We start from the raw sequence: 16,522 nt of genomic DNA on the forward strand, positions 1-16,522 counted from the left end.
TAGCTTAGGATAGCCTCTATAAAAACTAGCAGTTAATATAAATTTATAAATTCATAGAAAAAGTGAGGAAAGTTAAAGATTCCTCACTTTAATTTATCTAATTATACAAAAACTCATCAATAAGTTTTTCTGTATCTTCAACCTTCCATTTCCTATCTATTAAATTTACTCCTGTTTTTAGTACTGGATGAACTTCATGATAAGTTTCTTTAGTTTCATTTTTATATAATATCCCTATTGGAATTCCTTCATCACCGAATTCTTCTACTTTTTTAAGTGCTTGCGCTTTATCGCTTGGATCATAGCTTTCATCTAATTTATATATTCTATCCTTATACCATTTAAAAGTATTTACTTTATTGAATACTACGCAAGGCTGCATTATATCTACTAGTGCATATCCTTTATGATTGACTGCTGCTTTTATCATGGATTTTAGGTGTTCTTTATCCCCTGAAAAGCTTCTAGCTACAAAGGTTGCTCCTGCACTAATTGCTATTGCTAATGGATTTATAGGTTCAACATATACGCCCTCAAATTGCAGTGAAGTTACTTGTCCCTTTGCAGTTGTTGGAGAGCCTTGTCCTTTTGTTAATCCATAAATTTGATTATCATGAACAAGATGTACCATATCTACGTTTCTTCTTATATTATGGATAAAATGATTTCCACCTTCACCATAAGAATCACCATCTCCACTATTTATAAATACTTTAAGATTTTTATTTGCCATTTTTATGGCTTGTGCTGGTGGAAGTGCTCTTCCATGAAGTCCATTAAATCCATTTGCCTTTAAATAGTGAGGAGTTTTAGCTGCTTGCCCTATACCTGATACCATAACAATTTCTTCTGGTTTTAGTTCTAATTCAGCTAATGCTTCTTTTATAGCTGCTAATATTCCAAAATTTCCACAGCCTGGGCACCAAGCTATTTCATCATTACTTTTATATAAATTTAAATCTAACATTAAAACTCCTCCTTTCTAATTTCATCTACTATATATTTTCCTGTTATTTGGCTTCCATCATACTTTAATATACTTTTAGTCATTAATATTCCTGTTTCTTGAGTTATTAATTTTCCTAACTGTCCTGTAAAGTTTTGTTCAACATTTATAATTTCTTTAGCATTTTTTGAATATTTTTTAAGGTTTTCTTGTGGAAGTGGATATATATCACCAAAGCTTAAGGCTCCAGCTCTTTTTCCTAATTTATTTAAATCTACAACTGCATCTTTTAATGCTCCATAAGTTGAGCCAAAACCTAACAATAAAATTTCTACATTTTCATCTCCTATAAATTCTGGTTCTTCTATTTCTTCTTTCAGCAATATTAATTTTTTCATTCTTTTATCCATTTGAGATTTTCTCATTTCTGAGGATTCTGTTATGTGAGATTCTTCTGTATGCTCATCACTATCAACTAAAACTATTTGCTGCTTAGAGTTTCCTGGAATCATTCTAGGTGATATTCCATTTTCAGTTATTTTATATCTCTTATATTCTTCTCCTTCTTTTAATTCCTCACCAGTTGATATATATTTTTCTATTTTTACCTTACTTAAATCATATTTAGGAATAGTTACATTTGCATCAGCTAAATATTGATCTGTTAATAATATTACAACTGTTTGATATTTATCTGCTAAATTTAATGCTTTTACAGTCTTATAAAAAGCATCTTCTGCATTTCTAACGCTTATTACAGCTCTAGGAAATTCTCCTTGAGATGCTGTTAATAAAAAACTTAAATCACTTTGCTCTGTTCTTGTTGGCAGCCCTGTTGCTGGTCCTGGTCTTTGTGAATCTACTATAACTACTGGTGTTTCTGTTATTCCTGCAAGTCCAAATGCTTCCACCATAAGTGAAACCCCTCCACCTGAGCTTCCGGTCATAGACCTTGCACCTGCATAAGAAGCTCCAATAGCAAAATTTATAGCTGCTATTTCATCCTCTGCTTGATCAACAACTATGCCTGTTTGTACTTGCTTTTTAGCTAAATATGTCATTATGCTTGTTGCTGGTGTCATTGGGTAAGCAGAATAAAAGTCTAATCCTCCTGCAATGGCCCCCAAAGCAATAGCATCATTTCCATTAATTAAAATATACTTTGATAGATCATTACTTTTAATTGAATATTTTGAATCAATTAAATTATATCCAGCCTTAACTGCCTTCACATTTTTATCTTTTATATCTTGAGATAATTTACTGCTAAAATATTTATCTATATTATCTAAAGTAACTGAAAAATATTTTAATATAACACCTGCTGCTACAGATGTAAAAGCTTTTGATAAGCTTAAAGTTTTAGCTGTTTCTATAAGTGGCAGCTTTAAAATTTTTTCATCTTCTACCTTTATACTTTTATCAGCTATTATTACTCCTTCCTTATTTAATTTATCCTTATGGTATAAAATTGTATTTTCATCTAATGCAAGTATTAAATCTATTTCTTCCTTATGTGCATATACTTTATTTTCCCCAAATCTAATTTGTATAAAGTTATGTCCACCCCTAACTCTTGACATATAATCTTTATTTGAAAACAAGTAATATCCAGCTTTTTTTAATGATTTTTCTAAGAAATCACTTAGTGTATCCAGACCTTGTCCAGCACTTCCTCCAATTAGTATATTATATTCCATTTAAATTCCTCCCTTTTATAACAACTTTACTCTTTATCTCACTATTTATATATTTTCAAAGATCTCTCCCCTTATATAGCTTATATTCTAATTTCATTATTTGTGATTTTTGATTATTGACAATTTCTTTTAATTTTTTTATTTCCTTATTAACTACATTAATTTCCTCTTTTTCTTTTAAATTGTAAGATATTTCTTTATGATTTATTTCACCCAAAAACTCATTACTTAAAACTTCTTCTAAAAAGAAACTTATATAATCATTATTTTCAGTAATATAAATTTCTTTTTTTTCGTAATTTTCAATATAAGATACTTTTTTTATATTTTCTTCCTTTAAAATTTTATAAACTGAAGGCTTTGAAAAATCTTCTCCAAAATTCATAGAATAACATCCATAAAGTTTATCATCGCTTATCCATAAAGCCCATAATACTTCCTTTAATTTAATTATCAAACAAGAAGATATATTTTCATTTTCAAATATAATAGTTTCCCTTTGAAGCTTTTCATTTTTATCTAAATTAATATTTTTATAGATAATAGATTTTGTTTTTTCTTCATTAACAGCAATTAAAAAATGTACTATATTATTAGTTATACAATATGACGTATCTACATATGGATGATTTGTTATATAAATAATTTTATTTTCACTCCAAGTATTTTCATCTTTTTTAAAACTTTTAAGTACTAACTTATACATTTCAAAAGAAATACTATGTATTATTAATGAAATATAGTTATTTCCTTGTAAAATATTATAATTTATATCTATATTATTATTTTCACTATGAATTTTCTTTAACGAAGTATTAAACTTATCCTTAAAATATATATTTTTAGAATCATTATCTGCGCTAAATAAAAAGTTAAAATCTTTTTTCAAAAAAAATCCTTTTATATTAATTGGTGTTATAAGATTATATTTAATACAAAAAAGAGTTTTAAACTTCCATGTATCATCTTCTAGAATGCATAAAATAATATTGCCTGTTATATCTTGACAAATTAAGTTAACATTTCTATTGAAATCTTCTGTAACATAAAAGTATTTAAAACTCTGTTTAAGTATAATATTTCTTTTTGATTTTCTATTACTATTAATTTTTTCGTAAAATACTCCAATTTCATCATCATATGAAAATTCTAATAATTCTTCATCTTTTGTTTTTATTATAATATCATTATATATTTTTTGCTCATTTCATAGCTCCTTTAATTTATCAGGTAAAAAGACAAGTTCTTCTTTTATAATATATGTTGTTATAATTGAACTTGCATCAAATATAATAAATCTATCTTTTATATAAGGTGTTATCATAAGTTGAGTTGATGATCTTATAATAAAATCTAAATCATCTAAAGAGTTGTTATCTTCAATATATAAAACAGCTTTTTGCTTTCCATTTAAAATACCTTTAATAATTATTTTTTCTTTTTTCGAATTAATACAACTTATATAATATGGAATATAAAACTCAAACTTAAATATCAAATAATTTCTTTTATTATCTATTAATCCTCTACTTTTGCTTTCTTCTACAACTTTACACTTTTCGAAAATTACTTCTTCTACTTCTATTATCTCCTCTGAAAGCAATTCATTAGTTTCCTGCTGAAATATTATTTTTTCTTTGTAAGTAGATATTACTTTATTTGCTAGTATCGCTGACTCTTTGTTTTCATTCAAATTTTCCTCTAGACTATTATATAAAATTTTTTCTTCTTTTATAACTCCTATATCATATGGATTACAATTGTTTTCTTTAAACTTAAATGTATTAACTATTATCTGTTTTTCTATATCAATTATATCTAAAGCTCCTCTTCCTTTATTATCCTTACTTGTTACTAAAAGAAGCCTTTTATCTAAAGATATTCTTATTTTTTGAGGTTCTTCTAAGGTAGTTTTTATACTTTCTGTAACTTCATATTTTTTTAAATCTATAATATCTATTCTATTTAATCCATTATTAACTGCGTATAAATAATTAGAATTTCCTTCTAAATCTGTAATGCTAGATCCTAAGGGAAATTCTATATATGAAATCTTATCACTTTCTAAGTCTACTACATGTATGTTGCCTGTAAATTTTCCTCTACTTGCGCTTTTGTTTGATATATAAATATATCTTTCTTCATCTTCTATAAAAATATAATTTGGAGCCATTCCAATTTTATTGTATTTTTTAATTAGCATTAATGATGATGTATCATAAACTTTTATTTCATTTTGAAAAATATCAAGAATAAAAAGCTTACTACCATCACTATTTAAATCAATACAATCCACAGCAATAAATCCATTTATCCTTCCAAGTTCTTCACCATCATATAAGCTATATACATGTACTTCTTCTGTACTAGAAACATAAATCCTTTGAGAGATGGAATCCACTTTAATATGTCCATTGTTAGGTATATATAATCTTTTTTCAGTTTTAGTGGCATGATCAATAATGGTAACTTTATTATTTCTATCAGTTGCAATATACACATTATTCTTATTATCTATAACTATATCATAAGGTCTTGGCCCAACTTTAACTTCCTCTATAATGCTTAAATTATCTCCATCAATAATAGACACCGTATCTGTCCCAAGCTTAGACACATAATAAATGTTTTTACTAACTGCATTAACCATGGATTCCTCTTTCCTCCTATTTTATTCTATCAATTCATACTCTTCTTTATTTCCATCTACTATAATTTTAAAAACAGCAGTTGGGAATATATTATTTCTTTCTAACTCTAGTTTAATTGTTTCTTTATCATCTTCTTTAATCTTTAAGGCTTGTGTGCAACTTATATTAATCTTATTAGGAGCTGTAACTAATTTTGTTTTTATCTTTTTTACCCTTAATCTATCATAAATATAAAGTGCTCTATAATGAGAAGTAAACACCATTATATAATCATAATCTTCTAATTTCATAATTACTCTCCAATACCTTTAGTCATTTTTTATTATTCTATTTTATTTTATGCTAAGATTATTTATAAGTTACATTTAAAGCTAATTCCTTCTTCTTAAAAGCCTATCCATTACAGATTGATTTCTTTCTATTTCAAGTTCTGTACTAATTTTCTTATTTTCTTCTAATAATAAAGATAATTCTTTTTTTATTAATTCATTTTCTTCTGAAATTGTTATATTTTGTTCCTCTAATACTTTTCTTAAGTTTAATTCCTCTTGAAGTTTTTCTTCTCTCATAGCCACTATGTCTCTTAAATTATTTATTTCTTCCTTTAATAATTTAATTTCATTAATATACCCATCTAAAGATTGTTTTATGTCCATTTTTTCTTTTTCTACTGCAGCTAAGTTTTCACTTAAAATTTCATACTCTCCTTGTATCTTTTTCTGCAACTCTAAAAAAATATTACTATTTTCTTCTGCTTTTCTCTTTTGATCCATAGCTCTAATTACTTGTTGCTGATATTTTTCTATTCCTTGCTGGTTCTTTTGGAATAATAAATTTAAATGAGCTATCTTATCTTCTAGAACCTTATTTTCTTCTTTGGCTCTATAAAGCTCTGCTCGTATTAACTCTAAATCCTCGTTATATATATCATTATTAATATTATTTCTATTTATATTACTACTTTGAATATCATTGCCAACTAGAAAATCCTTTGGAAAGTATAAATATAAATCTAATCCTGTTGTCCCATATAATTTTCTCTCTTTAATATATCCGCTTCTCCCTTCGCTAATATATCCATTATACCTTTCTATTCTGTCGCTATTTTCCACATTGTACTTTATAGGTTTACTCCAACTTGCTCCTGTAAAAATTGAATAATATATTTCATTATTATCTATCCAACAAGAGTAAATTTTATTTCCATCATTAAAAATTAAAGGCTCCCTTATATTTTTTTTGCCTTCATAAACCCTAAAATCCTTAAGGCCTCCTAAAAGATCTACTATTACGTGATCTAATAAATACATCGAATCTTCTCTATATTTATTTAAAATATGAATATTATTTTTATCTACTTCAGCTTCAAAATGTATTTCTTCTCCTTGAATTCCATAAAGTCTATTGGATTCTAACCAAGAGTTATTTTGATAAATTGAGTAGTTTAATGATATTTCATCCCCTTCATCTGATAAATAAAATAGATAAATTTCCCCTTTAATATTTATGTTAATTAAGTAATACTCCTTTAATTCAGGCTTTAAAATTATGTCTTGAATATTATTTATATCAGTTTTATGTCCATCCCATATGCAGTGCATTAGTACACCATGGTCACTTCCATCTTTACTAGCTAATGCATAAAAAATATGCATGCTAGGTCCTATTATCTCAATTTTTATACTTTCAATATCATAATTAGTGTCTTCCACTTTATATAATATTTTACCAACCCATTGTTTATCCTTCATTGTACAATATCGTAGCTCACCTTTAGTATTGGAATATACTAAATGTATTCCTTCATTATCATCTATAAATAGTCCAAAGGCAGTTACTCTACTATCAATTATATTTTCTTTTGTCCATTTTCCTTCTCTATACATTATTCCATAGTTCAATTCTTTATTTTCATTTAAAGAAAACTTCCATAAATTTTCTTTGTAATCAGCATATAGCCATGGATATACCCCCCTCATGCTCAACGCTCCTTTATAAACTTTATTTAATTATCTCTATATACCTATAAGTGTTTTAATTGTTTAATATACTATTTATTTTAATTATTTAGTCATTAATAAACATATATATCTATAAAATTATATTTATAATTATTAAAGATTATGTCAGTTTTATGTGCTAAAAAACTTCTTAATTTCTATTTTTTAATATCACCACTTTCTATATATTTCATATCATGTATTGTGAGTACTAAAATGATAATATATTATTTTATAAAGGAGGATATATATGTCCATTAACTTTAAAAAATTCGTGCCTCGTCCTGGACTAGTGAATAAGCAAGGCCGATTACCTGATCCAGCTGAATTAGTTTGTGTAGAAGTTCCTAAGGTCTTTGACCAATGTTTAATTAAAAGATGTCTTGTTTACTGTGAAGGACCTGATACCGATACAACTGATTGCGAATTAAGAAGTGACCCTCTTACTAATCCTAAGAGGTATATTTCAAGTAGAGATTTTAAAATAACTCTGCTACATGTTGACAAAATTCCACTAAAGAAGGACCCATGTTTTAAAAGAATAGTGATAAACTACATGATTTCCTTCTATGCAGACTACATTGATTGCGAAGGCAGAACTAAGAGCGAGTTTTACGAAATTAACAGAACAGATGTACTAGGTAAATTCTATTGTCCAGAATCAATTTCTCAAGCAACTACTACTTTAGAAGACGAGCCTTGTGATAACAATTTGATCAAACTAGAAATGGTTGCAGATGCATTAAATGGTGAAATACTTAAAGATGAACATTGTAATGAAGTATTAGATATTACTTTAGGTTATTATATTGTTGTTAAATGTGAGCTTGTAGTTCAATTATTAATTCCAGCTTACGACTATTGTCCAGTTCCAAAAGTACCTTGTATTGATGAACCAGAAGAAGATCCATGTGAAATATTTGAAAGGGCTCCAATACCTAAGTTCTATCCAGATCAAAACTTAGAGCCATTATTCCCAGATCCTGATTGTTCATGTGAAGATGAATTGGATTAATTTAATTTTTTCTACTTAAATAAGTAGTTTTTAACCTAGTAATTTTTTATACTTTTATAAAAGTACTTAAGGTAGCGAAATAATAAAAATGACCTACAAATATTGATGTAGGTCATTTTTATTTAAAAACTATATTTATTTGCTATTTCTTTTGCTATATCATTGGCCGCAATCATACCACTTTGAAGTGCTCCTTGCTGAGTCCCATGTTTATTAGATACATTATCTCCCGCAAAGAATACCTTATTATTCATTTCCGGACATCTACTTATATAAGAATATAGTATTTTATCTTCTGGCTTAAATAAAGTAGAAAAACCCCAAATATATTGAATGTCTGACCACACTAAAGATTTATAATCTAGTAATATACTATCTAGATATCCTTTAGGTAAATTATGAATCTTTTCTATATATTTTATAGTATCTTTTATTTTTATTTCATCATCTATAAATGAAAAATCTTTTGCTTTATCTCCTGTACTATAACTTGCTAACAATATTCCAGATTCTTTTGGATTTCCATTTAATTTTATAACTTCACCACTTTTATCTTCATATTCTATATGATCCGATGGATAATAAATTGAATATAGTGGTAAATCAGTTATTGTTTTTCCTCCAATTATTCTTTTACTTTTTCCACCCATTTCCCAGAATCTTTCTTTAACATATAAATATACCTTTTGAGAATTTTTGAAGCTTATTTCTTCTATTGCTCTTAATTTTTCATTACTAAAGCTATCACTAATATCGATTCTTTTAAGATTTGGGAATGGTATAGTTGAAATCAAATAATCAAATTCCTCTATGCTTTCTATTTTACTTTCTAAATCTACATGTTTTACCATAACTTTATCTTTATCATTAGTATTATAAATTCCTTCTACAGAGTTTCCTAATTTAATATTTACATTTCCTAAATCCTTCTTTTTAATGTCTTTATAAGCTTTTAAATCTTTTTCTGTAATTGCTTCGTATAAAGCTAATGGGAGTTTTATCATTCCACCTTCTATAGTATAATTAGTATTAAAATCTAAAGTATATTGTTTTTGTAGAACTTCTATTAAACTTTCATTGAAAAATTCTTTACTTCCATTAATATAACCTATCATATTTATCGCTTCTTCACTAAACCCATATTCTTCGTAAGCCTTTTTATAACTTAACTTATCTAAAGCAATAATTTTCTTAGAATAATTCTTTTTTATATCTATTAATTCTTTTTTTTCTTCTGAAGTTAATTTCTTTAAATATTTATTACAAATATTTATATACTCTTCATCTTTTAATTTTATTTTATCAGCTTTTGTAAGGTTATATTTAGGATATATATTTTTCAATACTTGCCTTTCTTTATTATAAGTTCCTACATTTCTTAAATAATAATATTGACTACTATTTATAAAAGCCTTTGTTTTTAAATTGAAAGTATTTATATAATGCCATGCAGTATAATGTGAAACAGGAATACTTATCTCTCCAAAATCTCCATAATAATTATTTAATCTGTCAAAATAATAAGTATATACTCTTCCACCTATTCTTTTACTAGCTTCAAAAATGGTAATATCACATCCTATTTTCTTTAGCTCGAAAGCAGCGGCAAGTCCAGCTTCTCCAGCACCTATTATTGCAATTTTTCCCTTTTTACCATATTTATTTTGGCATATATTTCTTATGTCTTTTGGAGGACTCATCAAATTTATAATATTATTTAAATCTTCAAGTCTTCCTTCTTTCTTTAGTTCCTTTTCAAGAATATTATATCTATCATAATCACTAGGACTATTTATATAATAAATATTTCTTGAATTATTTTTATCTTCCATAACTTCACATCCTAAGGTTCATATTACATATATAAAACTATATATGTACTTGTTAAAATAACTTATTTTGATTTATAAATTTTAATAATGCTTTTTATTAAATCCTCTATGTCTTTTGATGTATTAAAATATCCTGGACTTACTCTAACTGTTCCCATATACTCAGTTCCAATTACCTTGTGTATTAAAGCTGCACAATGGTAGCCTGTTCTTACTGCAATATTAGCTTCATTTAATTCCTCTCCAACAATGGAAGCATCTATCCCTTCTATATTAAAAGATAGTACTGAAGCTTTATTTTCTAGTGTATTACTTCCATATATCTTTACAAAAGGTAGCTTTTTCAATTCTAATAAAAGTTCTTCAAGTAAGCTCATTTCTTCTTTATAAATATTATTTATACCAATTTTCTTAATAAAGTCTATTCCTGCACAAAGTCCTGCTATCCCTGGAGTATTTAATGTTCCACTTTCAAACTTGTCTGGTATTTCATTTGGTTGCTTCATTGAATTAGAACTACTTCCAGTTCCTCCAACTTTAAAACTTTTTAATGATAATCCTTCTTTTATATAAAGTCCTCCAGTTCCTTGTGGTCCTAAAAGCCCCTTGTGGCCTGGAAATGCAAGTAAAGCTATATTATCTTTATCTATATCTATATTTATACTACCAGCACTTTGAGATGCATCTACTATAAAAATAAGTCCATAGCTCTTAGCTATTTTCCCTATAGACTTTATATCTTGAACTGTACCTAAAACATTTGAAGCATGATTGATAATTATCGCCTTTGTATTCACTTTTATAGCATCCTTTATATCTAATGGGTTAATAAATCCTCCTCTATCACAAGATACTAGTGTTACTTCCACCCCATTCTTTGCCATTAAATTAAGAGGTCTTAAAACTGAATTATGCTCTATAACTGTACTAATAACATGATCTCCTTTTTTTAAGGTTCCTCTAATAGCTATATTCAAAGCTTCGGTTGCATTACTTGTAAAAACTATATTTAATAGATCCTTTATATTAAATACCTCTGAAATCAGATTTCTTGCCTCCATAACTTTAAGAGCTGATTTAATAGCCATATTATGAGATCCTCTGCCTGGATTTGCACAATAATTTTTCATGCAATTCAAAACTTCTTCATACACCTTAGAAGGCTTTGGGAAAGACGTAGCTGCATTGTCTAAATAAATCATCTTACCACCTTATTTTAAATACTCTATTACATTATATTAACTCTAATAGTTTTTAGTTCTTATTATACTTAATCTAAAACAAATTTCTACTTTTAAAGTTTCTAAAGAGTAATAAATCCCGAAGAAGGAAATACATCTTCGGGATTCATTTTTATTTACAATATTATTTTATAGCTTAAAAATTCTACTATTTAAATTCTTTATTAATAGTCACATTCACAGTGACATCTTCTTCTATTACAATCTCTAGTGCATGCATTTGATCTACAAGTTATTGTTGAAGTTAATGTTGAATTGTTAAATGTAGCTCCAATTACAGCAAGTGCAGTACCTGAAACTGTAGCTACAGCTGTATAAGTGCAGCACTCTTCACCACAAGCATCAGTATCACAAATAGAGAAGTTTGTAAAAATTGATCCTGTAAGAGCGCCAGCAGCTATTAATCCAATTACAGGCCATGAAGGTCCTACTGGTACTGCAGTTGTTTGATTTCTACATTGCTTAAATATTTGTACAGTTACTCCTCCTAAAACTGCGGTAGCTGTTGTTGTAAAAGCACTTGAGAAATCTAATTTTATAACTGGATCACAAATACAAGAAGTATCTACAGTAAGTGATGCAAGTACTACATCAGTACTTCCTGTAGTTACAACTGGTAACGTAACAGTTGAAGGACATCCACATTTTATAATTGTTGGACATTGTTTTTCTTCTTTTCTTCTTTCTTTTCCACAAGAATCATAATAACCTTTTGACATTGAATTCATAAATTGAATCCTCCCTTTATATAAAGTTTTTTTAATTTAGTATTAATAGTTTTTTCTTTAATTTTTTATTGTTATAAATTATAATTTTTTCTTTGGTAAACCTTGTTCTTAATTATACTTCAGTTCCATCACACTCTTGGAATAATGGTTCTAAGTTCTGATCTGGGTAGAACTTAGGTACTGGAGCTCTTTCAAATCTTTCACATGGATCTTCTTCTGGCTCTTCTTCACAAGCTTCTCTTGGTGTTGGGCAGTAATCATAAGCTGGAATTAATAATTGAACTATAAGTTGACATTTAACTACTATAAAGTAACCTAAAGTTATATCTAAAACTAAATTTCCAGCTTCATCTTCTGTTATTTCTCCATTTAATGCTTCTGCTACCATTTCAAGCTTAATTATATTTGATTCATCGCACATAATATCATCTTCACTGCTTGATGAAATTTGTGCTATAGAATCTGGACAGTAGAATCTTCCAATAATGTCAGTTCTATTAATTTCGTAGAATTCGCTTTGAGTTGCTCCGTTATCATCAATATAATCTGCATAAAAACTAATTACATAATTAAGAACTAATTTTTTAAAATTAGGATCTCCTCTAAGAGGAATCTTATCTATTGATAATAGTCTTACTCTAAAGTCCCTGCTAGAAATATATCTCTTAATATTTGCTATTGGATCGCTCCTTAACTCTTCATCTGTAGTTAAAGTATCTGGTCCTTCAGCATATACTAAGCATCTCTTTATTAAGCATTGGTCAAAAACCTTCGGAACTTCTACACAAACTAATTCTGATGGATCAGGTAAACGGCCTTGCTTATTTACCAATCCTGGTCGTGGCACGAATTTCTTATAGTTAATGGACATATTTTCTCCTTTCGTAAAAACTATAATACTTAAAATTAATTTTGTAATTATAGTATATATTATGTCGGAATATAAAAGATGTGATATTAAAATATCTTATAATGTAGTTTTTATATCATTATTTTTTTATTTTTTTGCATAAAAATTTGGATATATATAAGTTTGTATTCCCTTATCTTAAAGGGTCCATAAACTTGTATATATCCAATTGAAATATTAAAGAATAAATAATAAAAAAACTGCACTAAACAAAAAATTTAGTGCAGTTTCTTTATTATTTATTTAAAGCTTCCATTAAAGTTTCTAAGTTTAATCCATGTACCATTGCAGCATCTTCTATTGATTCTGCTTGAGCTGATGGGCATCCTATACATCCCATTCCAAAGCTCATTAAAATTTCTGGTGCATTTTCTTTTACTCTTATAACTTCTCCTATTGTCATATCCTTAGTTATCATATTAATCACCTTTCCTTGTATTATTTAAATTTACTATGCTTATATGTTTCAATTAATAATCTTTATTCTTACTGTCTTATAAAATTAACAACTATTAGTCTTATTTAATTAAAATAGCAAAATTGAAAGCATATATATCAATTTTAATCTATACTAAATATTAAATGCAATATTTTATCTTTAATTCTTCTAAAATAGCTAGATTTTCATCTTTCACATTGTTATTTTCATTTTCAAAGTTTAAACATTCTTCATTAATCAAATCAAAAGTTTCTTCTTTTAATCCTCTTTGTGCAAACTTATAAACTACCTTATCCTCTTTATCAATATGTCTTTCTAAAAGATTAGTGTATGAAACTGCATTTGCTATTACATCCAACTTAGCTTCTTCATTCCCACTTTTTAAACTTTCTAATGCTTCTATTAAACTAGATATATATAATCTTCCAAGATCATGTTCTACAAGCATTCCATATTTAACTACTTTTTCTGCTGTTTCTCCAATTTCATCAACCATTCTATTAAACAGCATAACCTCTTCTTTTTTATGATGATGTGAATCTGCATAATTTTTTATGAAATGTATCATTCTATAAAAATCATCATAATTCAATTCCTCACCTTTTAAAACAGACAAACAAGATTTTCTAACTATCTTTAACATTTGTTTAATGTTTTTATGTTCTTCCATCATTAATTCTATTGCATTCATTTTTTTCAGCTCCCTATACTCTTTCTATTGAAAATTCATCATTTTCTAATAAAATATAGTTAAATTCCTTATTAGCTTCATTTACAAAAGCCTTTATCCATAAGTTTCTTAAAGTATAAAAACAATTTACATCTCCACCTACAGAATCCCAAATGTTTTTATGAACACAAACTCTCCTCTTCCAAAGAACTTTATCTTCTTCTTGTACTAGTACTTCATTTACCCTATCACATGGCATTCCATCTAAAATATAATCATTTACTGCATTAAATATATCTACAGCATTATCTAAAGGTTTCATTTCTTCTTTTGCTTCTTTAGCTGCTTTTAGACCTTGCTTTATATATATATCTTCTAACTTGGTACCTGTATTTTCTTTTTCTAAAACTTTAACTGTCCATGTTGCAAGTCTTCCTTCTGCTGAATGAATTTTACTTTGAAGCCATCCATGAATATTTGAATTATCTATCATTTCTTCTAATGGAAGATTAGGTAATTTTTCTCCATGTTTACTATTTATTTCTTTTGATAATTCTTCTATATTTAAATTTTCATTTTTAGCAAGATTTATTATTTCTGCTTCAAGACCTTCAAACCAAACTATTTTATTAAATAACCAATAATGAATTTTTCCTAAATATAAGCTCATGCTTTTTCCTCCAATATCTATAACTTATTTATTAATGAAAGTGTATCATATAGTTATTTCTTTATCGGTAACCCTTGTTACACCTTGTATTGATTTTATATTTCATCTATAATTTTCAAATTTAACTCTTTTGCAAATTCTTCTCCTATATATCTATTTCTTAAATTTTTAGGATCATGTGCATCTACTCCTAATATTCTTTTTACATTATATTCCTTTGATAAAATCCAAAAATCTTTTATAGGATAATAATATCTTTCTCCTAAGTTATAGTTAATTTTCCCTCTTTTCATTCCATTTATGTTAATTTCAATTGGCATATTTAATTTTTCTGCTGCTTCTAGTATTCTTCTCGATGCCTTAATTGAATGTTCATCCCAGTTTCTATAAGATATTCCAAACAAATCAGGATGAGCTATATAAGCAAAATCTAAACCTTCCATAGATTTTATTACATGATCCACATAAACTTCTAATATCTCTGGAGTAAAATTAATATCTCCTACATATATCCATTCACCTTTATAAGGGAAAAAATGCACTCCTAATAATAAATAATCCACATTATATTTTTCTTTAAGCTCTTTATATAACCAGTGATAATCTTCAAAATATTCACATTCCATTGCTTTTTTAATAGAAATTTTATCTTTATATTTTTCTCTTGAAATATCTATTTCTTTAAAATATTCTTCTAATTGATCATAAGTCATTCTACTACAGTTGTCTATATTCTTCCCTGGATGAGGTAGATGATCTGATATTCCTATTTCATCATATCCTTCTTTTATTGCTTCTCTTATATAATCCTCTACTGTTCCTACTGCATGATTACATCTATAATTATGTGTATGATAATTAGTTTTCATTTTTTTCACCTATCCTTTGATATTATCTCTTTAATTTATCACATACTTTATATAATAACATATATAAATTCTAACTTCTATTTTCTTACCCAAATGAAAAGGCTATCACAAACTAATTTATGATAGCAATTTCTACTATTTTATAAAAAATTCATTCTTATTCCTTGAACCTCTATTACTCTTTTAGTAATCATACTGTGAACAACCACAACTTCATCTCTTTCAGATATATAACAATAGTCTTTTACCTTAAAGGCTATTTCTTCTTCATTTTCATAATCAGTAATATAAACTTTATATACAGGTATATTAGTAGAGTTTTTTACTGTTTCCACAATACCAGTACATATACCACTAGTTTTTGTATATAATCCAAATATTGCTTCAAAAAAATATATTATGTCTGGAATAAATATTACTAAAACTATATAAAATTCCCTGGCAAAATGACCTGATATTATAAAAAACAGTGTTAATAGCTTTAGCCATTTTATTCTATCAACTCTATCCTTCCATTTAACCTTCATATGAGGAGAAAATTTCATATTAATTCTCCAAAAAAAGTTACTTTCTTTATCATAGCTTCCAGGATAATCATAGTCTCTTTTCCATTTTAATTGTCTATCAGTAAGTTTTAAAACAATTATTTTTCTTTCAATTATATAGGTTAAAATCAGAATAATTTCAGTTAATATTTCTACTCTAATTAAAATTAAATCTTTAAATATTACAGCTATTAATATACTGTATATAGCAAATAAGATGCATATTATTTTAAATATAATTGTTTTCTTTTTTATTTTATAAGTGTTTCATGCTCTAAATTAAGTTTTAAGTTATTTATAGAAAAA

Annotated in this window: 16 protein-coding genes; 1 reads left to right on the plus strand and 15 read right to left on the minus strand. The window is 26.8% G+C overall.

What is annotated here, in order from left to right:
- Positions 1-97: 97 nt before the first annotated feature.
- From A500_RS09100 to A500_RS09125, 6 genes are all read right to left on the minus strand, one after another.
- The gene (locus tag A500_RS09100) at positions 98-967 is read right to left on the minus strand and encodes a 2-oxoacid:ferredoxin oxidoreductase subunit beta (protein ID WP_016207286.1); all 870 of its coding nucleotides are present in this window, start codon (positions 965-967) and stop codon (positions 98-100) included.
- On the minus strand, positions 967-2,646 hold the full coding sequence (locus A500_RS09105) for a 2-oxoacid:acceptor oxidoreductase subunit alpha (RefSeq protein WP_016207287.1): 1,680 nt from the start codon (positions 2,644-2,646) through the stop codon (positions 967-969). The genes A500_RS09100 and A500_RS09105 overlap by 1 nt, the downstream gene beginning before the upstream one ends.
- A 55-nt stretch (positions 2,647-2,701) precedes the next feature.
- Positions 2,702-3,535 (minus strand): hypothetical protein, encoded by an 834-nt coding sequence (locus A500_RS09110; protein ID WP_016207288.1) that lies wholly within the window; start codon positions 3,533-3,535, stop codon positions 2,702-2,704.
- Positions 3,536-3,853: 318 nt separating this feature from the next.
- Entirely contained in the window at positions 3,854-5,296 is a 1,443-nt protein-coding gene (locus A500_RS09115) for a YncE family protein (protein WP_016207289.1), read from the minus strand.
- Positions 5,297-5,317: 21 nt separating this feature from the next.
- A complete protein-coding gene (locus tag A500_RS09120) occupies positions 5,318-5,587 on the minus strand; it encodes a putative Se/S carrier protein (RefSeq protein ID WP_016207290.1) in 270 nt (89 codons plus the stop codon).
- An 81-nt stretch (positions 5,588-5,668) separates the two neighbouring features.
- Complete coding sequence (locus A500_RS09125; protein WP_016207291.1) at positions 5,669-7,276, minus strand: hypothetical protein; 1,608 nt, start codon at positions 7,274-7,276, stop codon at positions 5,669-5,671.
- A 271-nt stretch (positions 7,277-7,547) separates the two neighbouring features.
- Here A500_RS09125 and A500_RS09130 point away from each other — a divergent pair, with 271 nt between their 5' ends.
- The gene (locus tag A500_RS09130) at positions 7,548-8,312 is read left to right on the plus strand and encodes a hypothetical protein (RefSeq protein ID WP_016207292.1); all 765 of its coding nucleotides are present in this window, start codon (positions 7,548-7,550) and stop codon (positions 8,310-8,312) included.
- A gap of 122 nt (positions 8,313-8,434) precedes the next feature.
- On the opposite strand, the gene A500_RS09135 is transcribed toward A500_RS09130, so the two are convergent.
- From A500_RS09135 to A500_RS09175, 9 genes are all read right to left on the minus strand, one after another.
- The gene (locus tag A500_RS09135; protein ID WP_016207293.1) at positions 8,435-10,144 is read right to left on the minus strand and encodes a flavin monoamine oxidase family protein; all 1,710 of its coding nucleotides are present in this window, start codon (positions 10,142-10,144) and stop codon (positions 8,435-8,437) included.
- A 62-nt stretch (positions 10,145-10,206) separates the two neighbouring features.
- Positions 10,207-11,346 (minus strand): aminotransferase class V-fold PLP-dependent enzyme, encoded by a 1,140-nt coding sequence (locus A500_RS09140; RefSeq protein ID WP_016207294.1) that lies wholly within the window; start codon positions 11,344-11,346, stop codon positions 10,207-10,209.
- 203 nt (positions 11,347-11,549) lie between these two features.
- A complete protein-coding gene (locus A500_RS09145) occupies positions 11,550-12,113 on the minus strand; it encodes a DUF4489 domain-containing protein (RefSeq protein WP_016207295.1) in 564 nt (187 codons plus the stop codon).
- A 112-nt stretch (positions 12,114-12,225) separates the two neighbouring features.
- On the minus strand, positions 12,226-12,984 hold the full coding sequence (locus tag A500_RS09150; protein WP_016207296.1) for a hypothetical protein: 759 nt from the start codon (positions 12,982-12,984) through the stop codon (positions 12,226-12,228).
- A 274-nt stretch (positions 12,985-13,258) separates the two neighbouring features.
- Positions 13,259-13,441: a DUF1858 domain-containing protein gene (locus A500_RS09155; RefSeq protein ID WP_016207297.1), complete on the minus strand. Its 183-nt coding sequence runs from the start codon at positions 13,439-13,441 to the stop codon at positions 13,259-13,261.
- A gap of 160 nt (positions 13,442-13,601) precedes the next feature.
- Positions 13,602-14,153: a hemerythrin domain-containing protein gene (locus tag A500_RS09160; RefSeq protein WP_016207298.1), complete on the minus strand. Its 552-nt coding sequence runs from the start codon at positions 14,151-14,153 to the stop codon at positions 13,602-13,604.
- A 13-nt stretch (positions 14,154-14,166) separates the two neighbouring features.
- On the minus strand, positions 14,167-14,802 hold the full coding sequence (locus A500_RS09165) for a hypothetical protein (RefSeq protein ID WP_016207299.1): 636 nt from the start codon (positions 14,800-14,802) through the stop codon (positions 14,167-14,169).
- A gap of 95 nt (positions 14,803-14,897) precedes the next feature.
- Positions 14,898-15,671, minus strand: a complete 774-nt coding sequence (locus A500_RS09170) for a histidinol-phosphatase (RefSeq protein ID WP_016207300.1) — start codon at positions 15,669-15,671, stop codon at positions 14,898-14,900.
- Between the two features lie 140 nt (positions 15,672-15,811).
- Positions 15,812-16,216, minus strand: coding sequence for a hypothetical protein (locus A500_RS09175; protein ID WP_016207301.1), 405 nt, complete (start codon positions 16,214-16,216; stop codon positions 15,812-15,814).
- Between the last annotated feature and the right edge of the window lie 306 nt (positions 16,217-16,522).

It is taken from the genome of Clostridium sartagoforme AAU1 (genome assembly GCF_000401215.1).
Classification (GTDB): Bacteria; Bacillota; Clostridia; order Clostridiales; family Clostridiaceae; genus Clostridium; species Clostridium sartagoforme.